The organism is Streptomyces javensis, assembly GCF_039525925.1.
Classification (GTDB): Bacteria; Actinomycetota; Actinomycetes; order Streptomycetales; family Streptomycetaceae; genus Streptomyces; species Streptomyces asiaticus.
On sequence record NZ_BAAAIF010000018.1, the window covers coordinates 88,593 to 104,547 of the forward strand.

Here is a 15,955-nt window from a genome sequence, read left to right on the forward strand (position 1 = left end):
GGCTCCCTCTCAGGATGCGTAGATGACGGAGGCGGTGGTCTGCTTCACGGCGGCCGGGTCGAAGGGGACCGGGAGCTTCGCCGGGGCGATGAGGCCGTGGATGCGCAGCGCGGCACCGATGCGGGTGGCTCCGATACCGAAGGCGGTTTCCGTGTCGAGGAAGCCGGCGAGGACCTCGTGGCCGTCGGTGGCGGCGGGGTCGTACGGCTCGTACAAGCTGCTGGTGGCGTTGTAGGCCAGTGGCAGGCCGGACTTGAAGTGCGCCTCGACGGTCTTGATGCCGCGCACCCAGTGGGTGTTCTCGGTGAACTTGGCGACGTCGAGGGTGATGGTCTGGTTGGTCTCGGTGCCGTGGCCGGACAGCAGCCAGGGGCGGCCGACCTGCAGGCGCTGAGTGGTGGTGATCGGCTGGATATCCATGCCGGGTCGTCCTCCCGTGGGACGGGCGCAGCAGCGATACGGGGCACCGGAGCGGTGCCGTCGTCCACGGGAGGAAGGGATGGGCGTGGTCCCAGGGGTGATGCGGTAGTGCGCGCTGCGGCCGGTCAGGCCGCCGCTTTGCCGGTTCCGAACATGCGGGCGGCCATCGCGCGCCCGGCGTCGCCGGGCTTGCCGGTCGGGGCCTGGCGCTGCGGGGGCCCACCGGCCGGCGACCCAGACGGCGCGGGCGGGGTCGGGGGCTTGAGTGCGGGCGCGGTCCCGAATAGAGCGGGGCGGCGCTTCTTCAGGCCCTTGGCCGCCTCGGCGATCGCGTCGGCGTCGGCGTCCGGGGTGTCCTTGAGGGCCTTGTCGAGCAGCACGAGGGCGTCCTCGAGGTCTTCGTCAGCGGCGCCGAGGCTGAGGAGCGCGGCGGTGCGCTGCGCCTCCTGCAGCTTGGCCTGGGCAGTGGCCAGGCTCTCGGCTGCTGCGGTCTCCTTGGCGGACACGGCCTTCTCACGCTCGTCGAACGCGGCCTCCCGGCGTTGCTCTTCGGACAGCTGTGCGTCCTTGAGCTTCTTGGCGTCGGCGAGTACCTGCCGGAGCTGGTCGGCATCGATGCTGTCCGGGTCGAGGCCGGCCTCCTTGGCGAGGTCGCGTAGCGCGGCCTGCCGGCCTTGGTCCTTCTCCCGGGTCATCATCAGGTTCAGGCGCTTCTGGGTGACCGTGACGGTCTCCTCATCGCCCAGGCCGCCCTGGCGGTCGGCGACGTCCTTGGGTGTGGGGACCGGCGGGGCCGCGGGCGGGTCGGGATTCGGGTTCGGCGGGATGGGCGGGTCGGCCTCGCCGGAACCGCCGGCGATGACGCGGACCGGACGGCCGCCGACGTAGCCGACGATCGCGCCGGGCACGGGCCGCGGTCGGGGGGTGCTGCGGTGCATGCTGGTAGTCCTCCACCGGTGCGCCCCCGCGCCGTTTACGAGTTTACGGTCGATCTTCACTGCTGCTGTCCCGCGTCGTCTTCGGCGTGTGGTGGGGTGCTCGGTCCGGTCAGGACGGGGGCAGGGATCTTTTCGGGGTCGGCGGGCTTCATGCCGAGGTAATCGCGTACGGCCTCGGCATCGCCGGTGGCGTCGGCGAGCGCGGCGGCCTGGTCGAAGGCCCGACCCTGGATGCGTTCGATCTCTGCGGGGATGTCCTCGATCGGCCAGCCGCCCTCGGTAAGCATCCGTAGCGCGGTCTCCAGGCTGATCAGCCGGGCCGCGAAGGCGGTGGCCACCTCCTCGAGAACTCCCATCCGGTCGGTGGGGGTGTACGCGCCGAAGACCAGGTTCGCCGGGTGCACCGCGCGGCCGACCCAGTCCGGGTGCTGCCCGGCGAGGAACAGCCTCTGCGTGAAGCGCAGCAGGAGCTGGTACTTGTGCCGACGGGCCAAGCGCATGGAAGCGATCAGCTTGTCGAGCGGGCCGAGACTGATTTTCAGGGCGTAGCCGGAGGGCAGCTGAGCCGGATCGTGGGTGCCCAGCGCGATCGGGGGCAGCCGCAGGTTGACCGCGGCGCGCTCACGCAGGGTCTCCACGGTGGCCAGGAGCTGGGCGAGTTGAGGGGCGGTGTTCACGACGTCCATGCGTCCGCCGTCGGCAAGGCGGAAGACGGTGCCTGGTTCGACCTGCACGCTGGCCCGGCCGTCCTGCAGGCCGGAGACGGACAGGATCGGGATGCCGGTGGTCGCCGAGGCGCGTGCCGCGTCGGTGTCGGATGCCGCCAGCTCGTCCATGATCTGAAGGACAGCGGCCAGGGAAGCCTTGCCCCAGTGCTCTTCGGCGCCGGGCACCGTGTTGGGCAGATGGACCACCGGAATGAAATCGATCAGGAGGTCGAGGGCGTCGAGCACCTCGCCGTCGCCGCGCTGGGCGTAGGTTGCTTTGCCCATCGGCAGGTTGTCGACGTCGTCGGTGCGCTCGAGGTCTTCCAGCAGCCAGGTGGCGTCGGTGAGGTAGCAGGTGAGGTCGGACGGTTCGTCGTTCCAGGCGTACTGGCGCCAGATCCTTCCGTGCTCGTCAGCGGTGTCGCCCGGAATGAGCTGCGGGTTGTCCTCGTCGCCGACGAAGGCACGCAGAGGCCGGCCGCGCCGGTCGGCGCCCGAGGCGGTCGCCGGGCGGATGGGAGCGAGCTCATAGGTGATGCGGCGCAGCCGCGCCTTGAGGCCGCGCCGTTTGTCCTCTGGGATCTCCCAGGCGAAGTGCACGCGGTGGGGGAACTCCCCGCCGTCGTCGCCAAGGATGGGGAAGTAGAAGCCGGGGTCCATGACGCGGACGGCGGGGCGGCGCTTGTCGGGCTCCCAGGAGACCCGGTAGACCGCGTCGCCGAGTCCGACGGCCTTGCGCTCGGCCTGCTGCATCCGCATGGCCAGTTGCTCGTCCTCGGCCCAGGTGAGGAGGTCCTCCTGAACCGCGCGGGCTTCCTCGTCGACCGTGGTGGTGTCGTCCGGCTCGGTGCCGGCCACCACGATGCGCTGCTCGTCGCCGAGGACGTCGGAGGTGATGGCGTCGATGAAGGCGGCCGGGTCGCCGTACTCGCGGCGCTCGCGGGCGGAGGGCCCGTCGCGGACTTCGGCGAGTTCTCCGGCTTGGCCGCCGTCGTAGGCGGCGAGCACGGTGTACGCGGCGAGGCGGCGCGTGTCTTCATCGGGTACCCAGGTGGCGTACGCGGACGGGAAGGCCCGTTGGTTGGGGTCGCCGGTCGTCGGGTCGGCGTACACCGGTTTGAAGTTGAGCCATCCCCAGGCGTCGATGAGGAATTGCCGCAGGCCCACGTCGTCCCTCCGGACAAGGTCGGCCCCGCGCCGTGATCAAGGATATCGGCGGGGGGCCGCCGGGCTTGCGGGCGTCGCAACGGGCGGGGCCGGTGGACGGCCGCGTGTCAGGAGTATCGGTGGCCGGCCTCGTAGTGCTCGAAGCCCCGTTCCACGACCAGCCGCCAGGTGCGGCGCTGGCCGATGACCTTGTTCGCCCACCGCTTGGCCAGCAGGAGGTCGCGCTCCGGTATGTCGCTGAACTGCTCGTGGCAGTCGCGCTTTCCGCCCTCCAGTTCCCAGCCCAGCACGTCCACGTCGATCCATGTCGAGGTCAGCTTGTACCAGGCGAGTTCATCGCGTTCGTCGTGCATCCGTTCCTCCGTCCGATGCGGACTTGGGGGCTTCAACGCTTCCCACCCTATAACGTAATGTTGTATTGTGGCAATGGAGCCAGAGAAAACGGACCGTTGTATAGTCAGTGCCGGTACGGCTCACCCGGCGCGGAAGGAGAAGCCGTGCACGACACCATCCAGCAGGCCCAGGGACCCACGCACCCCGACGTGACGGTGCAGCTGTCCGGCGAGGACGGCAACGCGCACTACGTCATCGGACGGGTGCGCCGGGCCCTGCGCGAGGCCGGGCACGCCGAGGCAGCCGCGGAGTTCGCGTCGGCCGCACTGCGGTCGGAGTCGTACGACGACCTGCTCCAGCTCGCGATGCGCACGGTCGACGTGCACTGAACTACCCCGCAACAGTCTGCGGTCCGCCCCGAGGAGAGCGGGGCGGACCGCACGCCCATCGTTCCACTCCCCCGACAGCAGAGGACAGAAGGATCATGACGAAGGAATCGAGCCGACCTCCCAAAAAGGGGGGCGGGGCCGAGGTGTGGGGCTACGCGGAGGTCGCTGCGGAGATCGGCGTGGCACCCGGGACCGTCCGCTACTACTGGTCGAAGAAGCGCCACCTCCTGCCGGACCCTGATGTGATGGTGAGCGGTAAGCCCGGCTGGTACCCGGAGACCGTGAAGGACTGGAAGAGCAAGCGGCCCGGGCAGGGCTTCCGCTCCGACCTCCAGGACCAGGACTCCTAACCGGACAGGCCCGGCCCGCACCGCCGCGGCGCGCCCCGCTCCCCCGCTGGAGCCGGGGCGCGCGGCGTTTCCGGAGGCGTGAGGAAGATCGGCAAAGCACTTCAACCTTACAACGAATAATTGTATAGTTGGAAGGCGAGGGCGGGACCGGCCCGCCCGCGAACCGAGGAGGATGCCGTGACCGCCACCGCGCGCCGCACCCCGGCCCAGGTGACCGCCGACCGCCTGGCGGTGATCGCCAAGGCCGTCGACCACCTGGACACAACCGATCGGGCGACGCTGCTCGACCAGCTCACGGCCACCAATATCCGCGACCACTACAAGAGCGACCCGGTCGCGCTCGCCGATACCCTCCGCGCGATCGACGCCGACTCGCCGACCGGCCTGCGCTACAGCGGCTTCGCAGGCGCCCTGGACCTCCTGCGCGCCGCAGGCAAGGACCCCCGGTGACCGACGGGCAGGAGGCGCCGTACGCGGCGGGCGAGCGCGTGGAGCTGGTGTGCACATCCGACGAGCACACGCGACTGAAGCCCGGCGACCGGGGAACAGTGACCGCCTTCCGGCCGCCGGGCCCGCTCGGCGGCCGGGTGCTCGATGTGGGCTGGGACTCCGGCTCGACCTTGCCGATGCTGCTGGACGAGGGGGACGCGGTCCGGAAGGTGTAGCCGCGCACCACCCCGGTCAGGCCACCCCAGGGGTGGCCTGACCTCCTTGTTTTCCAGGTGGATCGGCGCCACGACTTCCAACCTTACAACGCATCATTGTATAGTTGGGGTGCAAGGAACGGACCGGCGCATACACCCGAAGGAGACGGTCATGGACGAGGCCACCGCGAGCCAGGTCTTCGAGGCCGCCCGTACGGCGACCTTCCGCAAGACGAACCTCGGCCTGCTCGCCGACGTAGCGGTCGGCAACTACACCTACAGGGTCGAGGCGGGCGGCACCTTCCTGGCCTGCATCGACGGCAGGGAGGGCTACGGCGGCACCGAGTACGTATTCGCCAACGCCACTCCAGAGCAGGACCAGGCGCTGCGCGCGGCGATCGCCGCCCAGGCCGCCAGCTAGCCGCGTACAGAGGGGGCTTGCCCTGGGGCAAGCACGGCAAGCCCCCTCCGACCGGCCCAACCCGACCCGCCACCCCCGAGGAGGGACCGTGTCCGTCACCTTCACCGCAGCCCACGTGCCGCCCGTGGGTCACGCCGTCAGCTGCGGCTGCCCCCAGGCCACCCTGCTCGCCCCGCGCTTCGGCGACTACCGCGACGCCCAGGCCGCCGCCGACAAGGCCAACGCCCGGCCCGGCGCACGCCGTCCGCTGCCCGGCTGCGACCACCCCGACGCGTGCGCGGACTACCCGCTGGTCGCGGACGAGGTCGACCCCGACGGGGTGGTGCCCTGGGTGGACTTCAGCAGCGTCAACGCGGTGGTCGTCCTCGAGGCGCTCGGCTTCCAGCTCGCCCCGGACACCGACGACGTGGCGAGCGACCTCCTCGAGCCGGGCCTGCCGGTCGAGGTGCCGGACGACGCCCTGGTGATCCCCGTGGCCGTGGTCGACGCCTGGGGACAGGTGTCCGCCGAGGACTTCCGCGCCCGGGTAGTGACCGCCCTGGGGCTGGCACCGGAGGACCCGGGCGTGCCGAACATCCAGCTCGGCCGCACCTTCGTCGGCGGGCGCCCGCCGGGCTACCTGCAGCGGCGCCTGCGGGACCTGTACGAGCTGGCCGACTGGTGCGCCGTACACGGCCGCGACGTGGCCTGGCACTGATCCGGTCCGCCCCGCTTGCCCTGGGGCGGACCACGCGTCACACGACGCCGGTCCGACGGTACCGGCCACGGTGTTGCCGGGCGCCAAGTGCCGTTCTCACCAGGGGTTTTCCTCGGATGAGCTGGGCCGCACGACTTCAACTATACAGCGAATCGCCGTATAGTTAATGGCGGAAGGGCGGCCGACCGCCCAGGACAACAGGGAGAACCCCCATGGACAGCGCACGACGCCGAGCCCGGATCTGCATAAGCTTCGCCCACACGGAGGTCACAGAGACCTTCGGTCCGGCCGCCGACCTGGACACCGAGGGGCGCGCCTGGAGGCGCGAGGCCCTCGCCTCCACCTTCAAGGGATACATGGAGTATCGCGTGACAGGGGTGGGGGCCGACTGGCGCGAGGCCCTCACGGACGCGGCCACCAGAGGGCGAATCAACCTCGCCGAGTACGACGGAGACCTGACCATCGCCCGCGACGCACTCCTGCACGGGGCGATCTGGGAGTTCGTCAACACCCCGGACGGGACGGCGATTGTGGACACCTGCGCCGCCTAGCCACCCGCAGCTTTGCCAGCCGCCCGAACCCACCGGGCGGCTGGCAAAGCTGCGGAACGAACCCGCCACCCCGAACGAAGAAAGATCACCAAACCCCTTTCAACCTTACAGCGTTGCGTTGTATAGTTGATCTCGAAGGGGCAGCGGAAAGCCCCCGGACCTTGAGCCCAGAGGGAGAGCAGAATGAACGAGATGACGGTCGCCGACCTGATCAGAGCGCTCGAGCGGATGAACCCGGAGGCCAAGGTTCGCCTGGCCACCCAGCCGAGCCACGCCCTCGAGTACACGGTTGGCGAGGTGGCCGAGGCGGAGGACGGGACCTGCTGGATCGCCGAGGGCGAGCAGCGGGGCTACCTCAGCGCCGAGGCTCAGGAGGCCCTGGGCTGGGGCCGCAACTAGCCGAACGGCCATGGCGGGCCCGCCTCGAGGAGAGCGAGGCGGGCCCGACGCCGTTCACCGGCGCCCGTTGAGGCGCCCGTCGCGGTAGCCACCCGTCCCGCTGTCTGCGGCCGCCGGATTGGCGAGCTCGGTCAAACCGTGCACCGCCGCGTCCATGCGGTCCGGCGAGTCGAGACCCGGCATCCAGGTCACCATCTGGACTTCGAGCGCCGGCCACTCCCCCACGTGCCGCACCCGGCCCTGCTCGTACAGCTGCGCGATCGGCTCGGCCCTGAGCCTCTTGCCCTGCTTCGCCGTGACCGGGATGATCCGCGGGCGCAGCGCCCCGGCCGCCTCGGGCCCGCCGCCGCGCACCAGTTCTTCCCAACCCTGGACCAGCACCTGTCGGGTCATGTCCCCGCCGAAGTTGGCCTCGACGACCAGGGCGTCGGCGTCGACCTCGAGGGCGAGTTCGCACGCGGCCCGGCCCCAGTCGGCCGCGCCCATCTTCCCGGAGCGGTCGGCCAGGACGTACAGGTTCCCGGCGGCGTCGCGGCCGACAGCCACGATGCCGACCTCGTCGCTGTCCTCTCCGCCTCCGGCCGGGTCGACTGCGACGACGACACGGGTGAGGTTGATGCCGCGCAGCTGCTCGGGGGTGATGCGGTGGCCGCGGATCCACTCCCACCGCCAGATGCCGCCCTCGAGCGGCCTCGGCTGCTGTTGGTACAGCGCCCACCAGCCGCGCTCGCCGACTTCGTCGCGGAAGTCCTGCAGGTGCTCGAGGCCGAAGCGCTCGGGCCACAGCGGTTCGCCGATGGCGCGGCCGAGGGCGTCGTCGGTGCTGTCGGCGATCGCGGGGAGGTTGATGACGGTCCAGCGGGCGGTGTCGCGTGCAGCGTCCTGGGTGAGGATCCGGCCGGCCAGGTCGTTCTCGCTCCAGCGGGTCTGAATGACGACGATGGAGCCGTTGGGCTCCATGCGGGTGTTGAGGACCTGCTGCCACCAGTCCCACAGGTCGCCGAGCACCGTCGGGCTGGCGGCGGCCTTGGCGTCTTTCAGCGGGTCGTCGACGATCGCCAGGTGCGCGCCCATACCGGTCAGCGATCCGCCGACACCGGCGGTGACGAGGCCGCCGGGCCCGCCGGTCAGGTCGAAGCGGCCGGCCGCCTTGGAGCCGTAGCGCAGAGAGATGCCGAGCTGCTCGCCGTACTCGTTGATGGAGTCGCGCAGCCAGCGCCCGTGGCCCTCGGCGAGCACGGCGCTGTAGGAGGCGATCATCAGCCGGTGGGTGGGGTTGCGGCGCAGGTACCACAGGGGCGCCCAGCGGGCAGCCCTCTGGCTCTTCCCGTGTCGAGGAGGCATGTTCAGCAGCAGCCGGATCCGCTCGCCGCGGGCGATCCGCACGAACGCGCTGTCGATGAGGCCCAGGTGCCGGGCCTGGAGTTCGCGGCCGTCGGTCAGCAGTGCGGCGAGCGAGCCCGGCGATCGGTCCATCGCCATCTGCCGTTCGATGTGGGCCAGGCGGATCCGCAGATCGGGCGAGGCGACGCGCGCGACGGCGAGACGCTGGGCGCGCGAGAGGGCGCGGTAGCGCTCAAGGAGGCGTTGGTCCTGATCCGGCGCCTGCATCATCAGGGGCTCCGTGCACCCCCGCGCACCCTTCCATGATCTCTCAAGTCAGGGAGTGGCTGATCAGCGTTGCCTGGGGCGCCCCGCTCGAGCGGGGCGCCCTGGGGCTGTCATACCCCCTTGGGCCGCGGGCCGGAGAGGCAGTGAGCGGCCATCGCGTTCAACAGCGCGCGGTTCTCGGTGCTCAGGGTCCCGTAGGGATGGACTTTCAGGGCTCCCTCGGGGATCCCTCCCTCGTACTCGTCGCGTACGGCCTCCAGGCTTTGGTGGCCGCGGGAGGCGAAGTAGAAGTGCTCGGTCGGCTCGTCGGCCTCGAGGTCGTAAAAGCCGATGCTCCAGGTGCCGTCGATCTGCTGCCAGGTGATGCATTCGGCGTGCGCAGTGGCCTTCATGCTTTACCCCCTTGGTCGGTTCGCTCACCCCTAACTATACAACGTTTCGTTGTAGTCTCAAGGGATCGCCGACCTTCAAATTCCGGGCCCGCCTCACGGGCGTCGACGCCGGACTCCGCGACGAGCGCAAGGAGCTCATCCAGCTCGGCGGCGGTGACAGTGGCCGGGTCGACGGCGGGGCCGGCGGGCTCGAGGCGGGCCCGGACGTCCAGGCCGCGGCGGCGGCTTCGGGCGTCATGAATGGCAAGCGCGGTAAGGATGGCGTCGAGGTCACCGCCGACAGCCGAGTCCCAGATGGCGTACTGGAGTTCGTCGAGGGTGCGCTGGTCGGCTTGGTGGCGCGCGGTGGGCTCGAGCGGCTCGGCGTCGGCGAGGGCCTGGGCGAGAGCAGCGGCGGCCGCGGCTGCGTCGGCGTAGTTGAGCTCGCGGGCGAGGGTGGTGAAGTCGTCGCCAGCCAGGCGGCGCCGGAGCAGTTCGGCGGGCAGCTGGTCGAGGTGGCGCATGGCGTCCTCCATGAGACACACCGCCCGGAGGCGGTGTGGTGCCCCGGCGTGCGGGGCAGTCGCTCGCTGCGTCTACGGGCCTTCTCCTTCGGGTCAGGGGCAGGGGATGGAGGTGTTCGGGCCGTTCTCGGCCTTGAACTTGGCCGCGAGGGCCTCGTAGCGCGCGATCGCCTTCTCGGCCCCGGCGTCGGTCCAGGGGCGGACGATGTACGTCGTGACGGGGTTGGGCTCCTCCTTGCGGTAGGCGTCCATGGCCGCCTCCGGGGAGTAGTGGCCGGTGGAGCAGAACCAGAAGGCGTCGTCGTAGTACTCGGTCGACCACTCGTGGTCGAAGTCCTTGTGCTCGGGGTCGAGGGTGTACTCGAAGCGCCAGAATCCGATGCTCCAGGTCCCGTCGGGGGCCTGCCAGGTGACGTTGTCGCGGTTGCAGCTCATAACTCGGCGCCTTTCGGTGGGGTCCTCTCCAACACCCGAACTATACAACACTTCATTGTATAGAGGGAAGTGGGGAGAACCTGTTTTCTCTGGTCACCGCATCAGAGGACCCTGTTACGCAGGGTCTGGGCAATGGCCCGCATCAACAGGGGCGGCACGGAGTTCCCGAGGCGGGCCCAGACCTTCTCGACTGAGCTGCCGCCCCAGTCGTAGGCGTCAGGGAAGCTCTGCAGGCGCGCGAGTTCCCGTACACCAAGCAGCCGGTCCTCATCCGGATGGAGCAGCCCGTTGCGGGAAGCGGACACCTCCTTGATGAGGGTGAAGGAGGGCTTGTCCCAGTCGAGCCGCTCGAGGCTGAAGAACGCCTTCTTGCCGCCAAGGTCCAGGAGTGTGTCGCCGCCGTTGCGGCCGGGCCGGATGAGGGGCGCAACTCGGGACGCCTTGCCCGAAGGCCGCTGGAAGGAGCCCGGATCGTCCAGGCCAGCCAGTGCCTCGCGGACGGTCAGTGGCCGGTCGACGGGCGCCGGGTGGATCGGGTCGAGACCGAGGTCGCGCCGGACACCGATGAAAATCATACGCAGGCGCTTCTGGGGCACGCGGAAGTAGGAGGCGTCCACCAGCCGGGCGGTGACCCGGTAGCCGGGCCCGGCGGCCTTGAGCGTGCCAAGGATCTCGGCGAACAACGAGCGCATCTGGCCGCGGACCATCCCGGCGACGTTCTCCATCACGAACGCCTTTGGCTGCCAGTAGTCGATCAGCCGGACGTACTGCCGGAAGAGCTGGTTGCGTGGATCGTCGATCTGCCGACGTCCGGCCGTGCTGAAGCCCTGGCACGGTGGCGACCCGTCGAACACGTCCAGCTGGCCCGGTTCTAGGCCGAGTACGGCTGGGTCGAGCGCGGCGATGTCGCCGTGGTGGAGGAGGACGTGGGGGAAGTTGCGGCGGAAGCAGTCGGCGGCGTGGTCGTCCCATTCCACGGCGAGCAGCTCCCGGTACCCAGCCATGGAGTAGCCCAGGGAGCTGCCCCCGGCCCCGGCGAAGGTCGACACGACGGTCGGCGCCTCCGTCTCGCGCGGGGCGAGGTGGGCGGCCCAGGCGTCGGCGAGCAGCTGGCCGTAGTCGAGGCGGGTGCGGGCGACGGCCGGGCTCACGAGGTGGCCTCGGCGCTGGTGAAGGTGTGCCCGCACTGGGGGCAGGTGTGCGTGGTGGGGTTGAGGGCCTCGGCGATCGACTCGTCGAAGGCGGGGAAGCCGTCGGGGAGTTCGGCGGTCAACAGCCGGGTGACCTCCTGCTGGCTCCAGCCGGTGCCCTCGAGATCGCCGTCGAGCGCGGCGAGCATCGCGGCCAGGTCCTCCTCGTCGTAGTAGCCCAGCTCGGCGAGCTTGTTGTCCGCCAGGTTGATGCGGCGGGCGGTGTCGTTGTCGCAGGTGATGACCTCGCAGCGGGCCGTGGCGAGCCCTTCGGCGCGCAGCGCGTCGCTGGTGTGGTTGCCGGCGAGCACGACCAGGGCGTCGCCGGTGTCGCGGACGACCAGCGAGCGGTATTGGCCGTGACGGCGGATGGAGGCCCGGATCGATTCGACGTCGCCGCGGCGGGGGTTGCCGGGGTAGCGGATCAGGTCCTCGAGCGGGATGTCGCGGGTGCCGGTGTAGGTGGCGCCGGGCAGGCCGGCGCTCGTCTCGCTCATGCGGGGCGTCCTTCGTCGTGGTCGGCGATGATGTGCCGGGCCCAGTTGTCGGGGTCGAAGCCCCATTGGCGAGCGTCCCATTCAGTGGCGCGGTCGCGGATGTCGAGCCAGATGTCGAGGAGCTGGTCGCGCCAGACCGGGTCGCGGGTGCGGCACAGCCGGGCGGCGAGGTGGGCGAAGGCGGCCGGGTGGGCGGGCATCACGCCTCCTTCGGATTCTCGTCGCCGGGCGTGGTGTCGTCGGTGAGCGTGATCAGGCGTTCGAGTTCGGCGAGGTCGACGGCTTCGACCTGGAGCGGGCCGCCGTCGGCGCCGGTGATCTCGGTACGGGTCGGCCGGTCAAGCCCGAGGAGCCGGGCCCGGCGGTCGATGACCTTCAGGACGGTCTCGATCGCCTTCAGGTCGCCCTTGGCTGCCTTGGCCCAGGCGGCGGCCTGCATCCGGTCCAGGCGCTGGACTTCGAGTTCGCGCAGGGTGGCCGCCGCCGCGGACTCGGCCTCGAGGTTCGCCTCGAGGGCACGGTGGACGTCCTTGGAGGCGGCACCGCGGTCGGAGTAGTCGAGCCGTTCGGCGATGGTCTGGTAGTCCATGCCGGCCAGCCGCAGAGCGATGGCCTGCGCGCGACGGTGTGCGGTGGCGGCGCGTTGCGCCTTGGATGCGGGCACGGGTCAGCTGCCTATCAGTCGCCCTGGTCAGGGAGCGTGAAGTCGTGCGGCTCACTGGTCGACTTGAGCAGGGGCAGTTCTCCCGTGTGTTCCTGATATCTGCGCGCGATGACGTCGGCGTACCGGGGATCCAGCTCGACGACGCGGGCGGTGCGCCCGGTGATGTGGGCGGCTATGAGTGTGGAGCCGGAGCCGCCAAACGGCTCGTACACCAACCCGTCGGGGCGGCATGAGTTGCGCAGGCCGGCGGTGATGAGGTCGACGGGTTTGGAGGTGGGGTGCTCGGCGTTGCGGGCGGGCTTGGGCACCTCGAACACCGTGGTCTGCGCGTTGTCGCCGTACCAGCGCTCCCCGCCGCGGCCCAGGCGCCCGGATCCGGCCGGGGCGTCGGTGAACCCGTACAGGATCGGCTCGTGCCGGTAGTGGTAGTCCGAGCGGCCCAGGACCATGGTGTCCTTCGCCCAGATGAGGTTCTGCCGTACCAGCCACCCGGCGTCCGTCATCGCGGTCTCGAAGGTGATGCGGGCGGTGTCGGCGTGCGCGACGTAGAAGGGGGCGCCGGGCTTGAGGGCGACAGTGGCCACGGCGAAGGCGCCGGCCAGGAGTTCGGGCAGGTCGGTGGCGCCGTCGTTCTGGATGGTGAGGGCGTCCTTGGTCTTGCCGACGTAGTCGACGCCGTACGGCGGGTCGGTCCACATCGCGTCGCAGCGGTCGCCGTCGAGCATGTCCTCGACGGCTGCGACGTCGGTGGAGTCGCCCACCAGGAGACGGTGCCGGCCGAGGATCCACACGTCGCCCGGCTTCGAGTGCGGTTCGGCCGGGGCGTCGGGGATGTCGTCGGGGTCTGTGAGCGCGGCGGGCTCCGCCTCGGTGCCGAGCAGCGCGGAGACGTCATCGGCCGTGTAGCCGGTGCCCTCGAGGTCGCCGTCGAGGTAGGTCAGCAGTTCGGCCAGGGCGTCGTTGTCGTACGTGCCGAGTTCGGCGAGCCGGTTGTCGGCGAGGTTGATGCGGCGGGCCTGGTCGTCGTCGCATTCGATGACCTCGCACCGGGCGGTGGTGTAGCCCTCGGCCCTGAGTGCGTCGTGCGTGTGGTTGCCGGCCAGGATGACGAACTGGTCCTCCCCCAGGGCGCGGACCACCAGGGAGCGGTACTGGCCGTGCCGACGCAGGGAGCCGCGGATGGCGTCGACGTCACCGCGCCGGGGGTTGCCGGGGAAGCGCTCGAGCTGGTCGAAGGGGATGTCGCGGGTGCCGAGGTAGGTCACCGCGGCGGTGGGCGTGGGGGTGCCCATGGCAGCTCCGTCCACCCCCACAGTGCCGTGATCCATTTTCCCCGACCGGGACGGTGGCCAGGACGTGCGTCGCAGGCGCCCGGAAATGCGAAGTGCCCCGTACCCAGGGCGGGTTCGGGGCGTCGGGGTGGGCCGCCGTGTGGCGGCCTGGTGGGTCAGTCGTCGCAGACCGGGCAGACGATCGCCTGGCAGCCGCCGCCGGTGCAGTGGGGCGCGAGGTTCGCGTCGCAGCCGTCGTTGTCGCAGGTGCCGTAGCCGTAGTCGGTGGGGTCGTCGTACATCGCTGTCTCCTCGTGTCGGGCGGGGCCGGTGCCTGCCTCGCAAGAACAACTATACAACGGAGCATTGTAATGATGGAAGTGGGATCGCAATCTTTCTCCATCCGGCCACCCCGCAAAGGAGCTCGCCTCACCCCCTTCCGACTTTACAACGATGCGTTGTATGGTTGGGGGTGTGAGGACGACCCGCCCCCAGGAGGCAGAGATGCAGCGCACAGCCGGACACGCCCACTGCCTCCGCTGCGGGCGCGCCCTCCGTTCGGCCCACTCCACCGCTCTCGGCTACGGCCCGACCTGCCTGCGCAAGGTCAAGGCCGCTGCCTTGGTGCACGGGCAGACCAGTGGCGACAAGCCCGAGCAGGTCGCGAAGGCGACCGAGTTGATCGAGCAGGGCGGCCTGGTGCCCCTGCGTGCCCGCCGGGTCTTCCAGGTGGTGGCCTCCGACGGGGTCACCACCTACCGGACCGCCGCGCAGGCGTGCACCTGCCCGGCCGGACTGCGCGGGCTGCACACCTGCTACCACCGCATCGCCGCACAGATCGTCACCGCCGCCTGACCGGCGGCCCCCCCCAGACAGAGAGGATTCCCATGGACACCTGCGAGGCCAGCTGGGAAGACAGCAATCAGGACATCGCCGAAGCCGTGATGTGGGCCGCCGACGAGGGCAAGCCGCTGGTCGTCACGACGGCAAAGGGCGACATCGTCCGCATGATTCCGGAGGCCGCCGCGGAGACCGAGCCCGAGGATCGCGCCGCCGCTGCCGAGGGCGTCGTGGCCTATCTGATGGCCGAATAGCGGGCCAAGGCTCTGCGCGTCGGACCCCCTCGACCGGCCCGAGAGGCCGGCGTCCGTCCTGCGCCCCGCCCGCCGGCGGGGCGTTCGGCTTTCCCCGGCCGGTGCCGGCATCGACGCAGCACACGCCGGGTTTTCCTGGGGTTGCAAGTCCTGCCCGAGCGGAGTGATGAATGGGCCGCCGCACCGGATGGGCGGTGCCAACCGCTTTGCGAGGACGAGGAGTTATCCATGCTGGACCGCGATGTCACCAATGCCGATCGGGCTGCCCTGGGGCGGGCAGCGCTGGAGTACTACGAGGCCGCCCGGGCCATGGTCGGCCACGACCCGGACGAGCCGGTCGACGCCGAGCTCGCCCTGGCCGCCTGCGCGCACGGCGCCAGCGGGGATCGCCGGGACCCCGTGCGGGCCGAGGACCTGCGCGAGGACGCCGAGTGGACCGCCGAGGTGATCCGGGACATCGTCGCGGATCTCTTCCACACCGCGGACGGGGCGGCAACGCCCCAGCTCCTGCTGCGCGCGGCCACCGCCCTGGAGGACGCGGACGATGCCGCACAGGCGGAAGCGTGGCGCCGTGCGGGCCCGGGGGGACGGCGTTTCGCGCTCTTTCTGACGGCCGTGCGGCACGCGCTGGTGCGGCTGGCCGAGATGAGCGGACCGGACGCGGACAGCCTCCTTGATGACGCCCGGGCGGTGTTCGCGGAGGAGGTCGAAGAGGAGCGGTTCGCAGCGGCGACCGCCCGGCTCCGGAGCGCGTGAGTTCGACTGGTTCGGGCCTGGCGGTCTTCTCGGCACGGGGGGTTTAGAGAAGGGAATGGGATGGTCCGCGCCAGGCCCGAACTGCTCTCCGATGATCAGTTCAGCGGTGGCGGGCGTCAAAGATTTTCGCCTCCGGCGGGCTCTGTATTGCGCATACGCGCGATCGTCAGGCTGACGTCGGGCGTCTCGCCCAGTAGCGACGCGGCGCTGGCGCAGGCCATGGTGGCCGAGGGGCGGCTGGGCGTGACATGAAGCAGTCGTTCTCCATCGGCGAGCATTCCCGCGGCACGGGCGCAGGCGAGTGTCGCCGATGGGGGCTGGAGTGCGGGGTCGTGTGCGGCCTCGGTACCACTCTGCCGGGGCGAGACCTCTGGTAACGCGCGCAGGCCCGGGGCCGCCGCGGTGAACAACACCACGTCTTCGCAGGCGCTGCCCCGGGCGGCGGGGACCGCGCGGGTAGCCCGGAGGGCCTGAAGCGTGGCCGGGGTGGTGCTGGAAGAGGTGTCCAAGCCGTTCATCAAGATCT

At 70.6% G+C, this 15,955-nt stretch carries 25 protein-coding genes; 11 read left to right on the forward strand and 14 right to left on the reverse strand.

Annotation, left to right across the window (positions count from 1 at the left end):
- Window positions 1–9: 9 nt before the first annotated feature.
- The 4 genes from ABD329_RS18670 to ABD329_RS18685 all read right to left on the reverse strand — a co-directional run bounded on the left by ABD329_RS18670 (window position 10) and on the right by ABD329_RS18685 (window position 3,585).
- On the reverse strand, window positions 10–420 hold the full coding sequence (locus ABD329_RS18670; RefSeq protein WP_198276220.1) for a head decoration protein: 411 nt from the start codon (window positions 418–420) through the stop codon (window positions 10–12).
- A 125-nt stretch (window positions 421–545) separates the two neighbouring features.
- Entirely contained in the window at window positions 546–1,358 is an 813-nt protein-coding gene (locus ABD329_RS18675; RefSeq protein ID WP_198276221.1) for a hypothetical protein, read from the reverse strand.
- A gap of 56 nt (window positions 1,359–1,414) precedes the next feature.
- Entirely contained in the window at window positions 1,415–3,232 is a 1,818-nt protein-coding gene (locus ABD329_RS18680; RefSeq protein WP_198276222.1) for a hypothetical protein, read from the reverse strand.
- A gap of 107 nt (window positions 3,233–3,339) precedes the next feature.
- Entirely contained in the window at window positions 3,340–3,585 is a 246-nt protein-coding gene (locus tag ABD329_RS18685; protein ID WP_198276223.1) for a hypothetical protein, read from the reverse strand.
- A 144-nt stretch (window positions 3,586–3,729) separates the two neighbouring features.
- Here ABD329_RS18685 and ABD329_RS18690 point away from each other — a divergent pair, with 144 nt between their 5' ends.
- From ABD329_RS18690 to ABD329_RS18725, 8 genes are all read left to right on the forward strand, one after another.
- Window positions 3,730–3,954, forward strand: coding sequence for a hypothetical protein (locus tag ABD329_RS18690; RefSeq protein ID WP_198276224.1), 225 nt, complete (start codon window positions 3,730–3,732; stop codon window positions 3,952–3,954).
- 95 nt (window positions 3,955–4,049) lie between these two features.
- Window positions 4,050–4,304, forward strand: a complete 255-nt coding sequence (locus ABD329_RS18695) for a MerR family transcriptional regulator (RefSeq protein ID WP_198276225.1) — start codon at window positions 4,050–4,052, stop codon at window positions 4,302–4,304.
- Window positions 4,305–4,481: 177 nt separating this feature from the next.
- Entirely contained in the window at window positions 4,482–4,754 is a 273-nt protein-coding gene (locus ABD329_RS18700; RefSeq protein WP_198276226.1) for a hypothetical protein, read from the forward strand.
- Entirely contained in the window at window positions 4,751–4,969 is a 219-nt protein-coding gene (locus tag ABD329_RS18705; RefSeq protein WP_198276227.1) for a DUF4314 domain-containing protein, read from the forward strand. Before ABD329_RS18700 ends, ABD329_RS18705 begins: the two co-directional genes overlap by 4 nt.
- A 151-nt stretch (window positions 4,970–5,120) precedes the next feature.
- Entirely contained in the window at window positions 5,121–5,369 is a 249-nt protein-coding gene (locus ABD329_RS18710) for a hypothetical protein (protein ID WP_198276228.1), read from the forward strand.
- Window positions 5,370–5,457: 88 nt separating this feature from the next.
- Window positions 5,458–6,066, forward strand: a complete 609-nt coding sequence (locus ABD329_RS18715; RefSeq protein WP_198276229.1) for a hypothetical protein — start codon at window positions 5,458–5,460, stop codon at window positions 6,064–6,066.
- A 212-nt stretch (window positions 6,067–6,278) separates the two neighbouring features.
- Window positions 6,279–6,617 carry a hypothetical protein gene (locus tag ABD329_RS18720; RefSeq protein ID WP_198276230.1) on the forward strand — a complete coding sequence of 113 codons (339 nt, stop codon included), beginning with the start codon at window positions 6,279–6,281 and terminating at the stop codon, window positions 6,615–6,617.
- Window positions 6,618–6,800: 183 nt separating this feature from the next.
- Window positions 6,801–7,016, forward strand: coding sequence for a hypothetical protein (locus ABD329_RS18725; RefSeq protein ID WP_198276231.1), 216 nt, complete (start codon window positions 6,801–6,803; stop codon window positions 7,014–7,016).
- Window positions 7,017–7,070: 54 nt separating this feature from the next.
- Here ABD329_RS18725 and ABD329_RS18730 read toward each other — a convergent pair whose 3' ends face one another.
- The 10 genes from ABD329_RS18730 to ABD329_RS18775 all read right to left on the reverse strand — a co-directional run bounded on the left by ABD329_RS18730 (window position 7,071) and on the right by ABD329_RS18775 (window position 13,881).
- Window positions 7,071–8,630, reverse strand: a complete 1,560-nt coding sequence (locus ABD329_RS18730; RefSeq protein WP_246618313.1) for a terminase large subunit domain-containing protein — start codon at window positions 8,628–8,630, stop codon at window positions 7,071–7,073.
- A gap of 107 nt (window positions 8,631–8,737) precedes the next feature.
- Window positions 8,738–9,019: a hypothetical protein gene (locus tag ABD329_RS18735; RefSeq protein ID WP_198276232.1), complete on the reverse strand. Its 282-nt coding sequence runs from the start codon at window positions 9,017–9,019 to the stop codon at window positions 8,738–8,740.
- Window positions 9,016–9,522, reverse strand: a complete 507-nt coding sequence (locus tag ABD329_RS18740; RefSeq protein ID WP_198276233.1) for a hypothetical protein — start codon at window positions 9,520–9,522, stop codon at window positions 9,016–9,018. Before ABD329_RS18740 ends, ABD329_RS18735 begins: the two co-directional genes overlap by 4 nt.
- A 93-nt stretch (window positions 9,523–9,615) precedes the next feature.
- Window positions 9,616–9,957, reverse strand: coding sequence for a hypothetical protein (locus ABD329_RS18745; RefSeq protein WP_198276234.1), 342 nt, complete (start codon window positions 9,955–9,957; stop codon window positions 9,616–9,618).
- 101 nt (window positions 9,958–10,058) lie between these two features.
- A complete protein-coding gene (locus ABD329_RS18750) occupies window positions 10,059–11,108 on the reverse strand; it encodes a DNA cytosine methyltransferase (RefSeq protein WP_198276235.1) in 1,050 nt (349 codons plus the stop codon).
- Window positions 11,105–11,644, reverse strand: coding sequence for a ParB/RepB/Spo0J family partition protein (locus ABD329_RS18755; protein ID WP_198276236.1), 540 nt, complete (start codon window positions 11,642–11,644; stop codon window positions 11,105–11,107). Before ABD329_RS18755 ends, ABD329_RS18750 begins: the two co-directional genes overlap by 4 nt.
- On the reverse strand, window positions 11,641–11,844 hold the full coding sequence (locus ABD329_RS18760) for a hypothetical protein (RefSeq protein WP_198276237.1): 204 nt from the start codon (window positions 11,842–11,844) through the stop codon (window positions 11,641–11,643). The genes ABD329_RS18755 and ABD329_RS18760 overlap by 4 nt, the downstream gene beginning before the upstream one ends.
- Window positions 11,844–12,308, reverse strand: coding sequence for a hypothetical protein (locus ABD329_RS18765; protein WP_198276238.1), 465 nt, complete (start codon window positions 12,306–12,308; stop codon window positions 11,844–11,846). The genes ABD329_RS18760 and ABD329_RS18765 overlap by 1 nt, the downstream gene beginning before the upstream one ends.
- Before the next feature lie 14 nt (window positions 12,309–12,322).
- Entirely contained in the window at window positions 12,323–13,600 is a 1,278-nt protein-coding gene (locus tag ABD329_RS18770) for a DNA methyltransferase (protein ID WP_198276239.1), read from the reverse strand.
- Between the two features lie 155 nt (window positions 13,601–13,755).
- The gene (locus ABD329_RS18775; protein WP_281404622.1) at window positions 13,756–13,881 is read right to left on the reverse strand and encodes a hypothetical protein; all 126 of its coding nucleotides are present in this window, start codon (window positions 13,879–13,881) and stop codon (window positions 13,756–13,758) included.
- Between the two features lie 202 nt (window positions 13,882–14,083).
- Here ABD329_RS18775 and ABD329_RS18780 point away from each other — a divergent pair, with 202 nt between their 5' ends.
- The 3 genes from ABD329_RS18780 to ABD329_RS18790 all read left to right on the forward strand — a co-directional run bounded on the left by ABD329_RS18780 (window position 14,084) and on the right by ABD329_RS18790 (window position 15,429).
- Window positions 14,084–14,434 (forward strand): DUF6011 domain-containing protein, encoded by a 351-nt coding sequence (locus ABD329_RS18780; protein WP_198276240.1) that lies wholly within the window; start codon window positions 14,084–14,086, stop codon window positions 14,432–14,434.
- A 32-nt stretch (window positions 14,435–14,466) separates the two neighbouring features.
- A complete protein-coding gene (locus ABD329_RS18785; protein WP_198276241.1) occupies window positions 14,467–14,673 on the forward strand; it encodes a hypothetical protein in 207 nt (68 codons plus the stop codon).
- A gap of 228 nt (window positions 14,674–14,901) precedes the next feature.
- Complete coding sequence (locus ABD329_RS18790) at window positions 14,902–15,429, forward strand: hypothetical protein (RefSeq protein WP_198276242.1); 528 nt, start codon at window positions 14,902–14,904, stop codon at window positions 15,427–15,429.
- Window positions 15,430–15,955 lie beyond the last annotated feature (526 nt).

Coding starts and splice junctions, on each gene's coding strand:
- ABD329_RS18745 (WP_198276234.1), bottom strand. CDS start 9,957: ATGAGCTGCAACCGCGACAACGTCACCTGGCAGGCCCCCGACGGGACC.
- ABD329_RS18770 (WP_198276239.1), bottom strand. CDS start 13,600: ATGGGCACCCCCACGCCCACCGCCGCGGTGACCTACCTCGGCACCCGC.
- ABD329_RS18740 (WP_198276233.1), bottom strand. CDS start 9,522: ATGCGCCACCTCGACCAGCTGCCCGCCGAACTGCTCCGGCGCCGCCTG.
- ABD329_RS18790 (WP_198276242.1), top strand. CDS start 14,902: ATGCTGGACCGCGATGTCACCAATGCCGATCGGGCTGCCCTGGGGCGG.
- ABD329_RS18710 (WP_198276228.1), top strand. CDS start 5,121: ATGGACGAGGCCACCGCGAGCCAGGTCTTCGAGGCCGCCCGTACGGCG.
- ABD329_RS18775 (WP_281404622.1), bottom strand. CDS start 13,881: ATGTACGACGACCCCACCGACTACGGCTACGGCACCTGCGACAACGAC.
- ABD329_RS18760 (WP_198276237.1), bottom strand. CDS start 11,844: ATGCCCGCCCACCCGGCCGCCTTCGCCCACCTCGCCGCCCGGCTGTGC.
- ABD329_RS18725 (WP_198276231.1), top strand. CDS start 6,801: ATGAACGAGATGACGGTCGCCGACCTGATCAGAGCGCTCGAGCGGATG.
- ABD329_RS18735 (WP_198276232.1), bottom strand. CDS start 9,019: ATGAAGGCCACTGCGCACGCCGAATGCATCACCTGGCAGCAGATCGAC.
- ABD329_RS18720 (WP_198276230.1), top strand. CDS start 6,279: ATGGACAGCGCACGACGCCGAGCCCGGATCTGCATAAGCTTCGCCCAC.
- ABD329_RS18670 (WP_198276220.1), bottom strand. CDS start 420: ATGGATATCCAGCCGATCACCACCACTCAGCGCCTGCAGGTCGGCCGC.
- ABD329_RS18785 (WP_198276241.1), top strand. CDS start 14,467: ATGGACACCTGCGAGGCCAGCTGGGAAGACAGCAATCAGGACATCGCC.
- ABD329_RS18685 (WP_198276223.1), bottom strand. CDS start 3,585: ATGCACGACGAACGCGATGAACTCGCCTGGTACAAGCTGACCTCGACA.
- ABD329_RS18675 (WP_198276221.1), bottom strand. CDS start 1,358: ATGCACCGCAGCACCCCCCGACCGCGGCCCGTGCCCGGCGCGATCGTC.
- ABD329_RS18755 (WP_198276236.1), bottom strand. CDS start 11,644: ATGAGCGAGACGAGCGCCGGCCTGCCCGGCGCCACCTACACCGGCACC.
- ABD329_RS18695 (WP_198276225.1), top strand. CDS start 4,050: ATGACGAAGGAATCGAGCCGACCTCCCAAAAAGGGGGGCGGGGCCGAG.
- ABD329_RS18780 (WP_198276240.1), top strand. CDS start 14,084: ATGCAGCGCACAGCCGGACACGCCCACTGCCTCCGCTGCGGGCGCGCC.
- ABD329_RS18730 (WP_246618313.1), bottom strand. CDS start 8,630: ATGATGCAGGCGCCGGATCAGGACCAACGCCTCCTTGAGCGCTACCGC.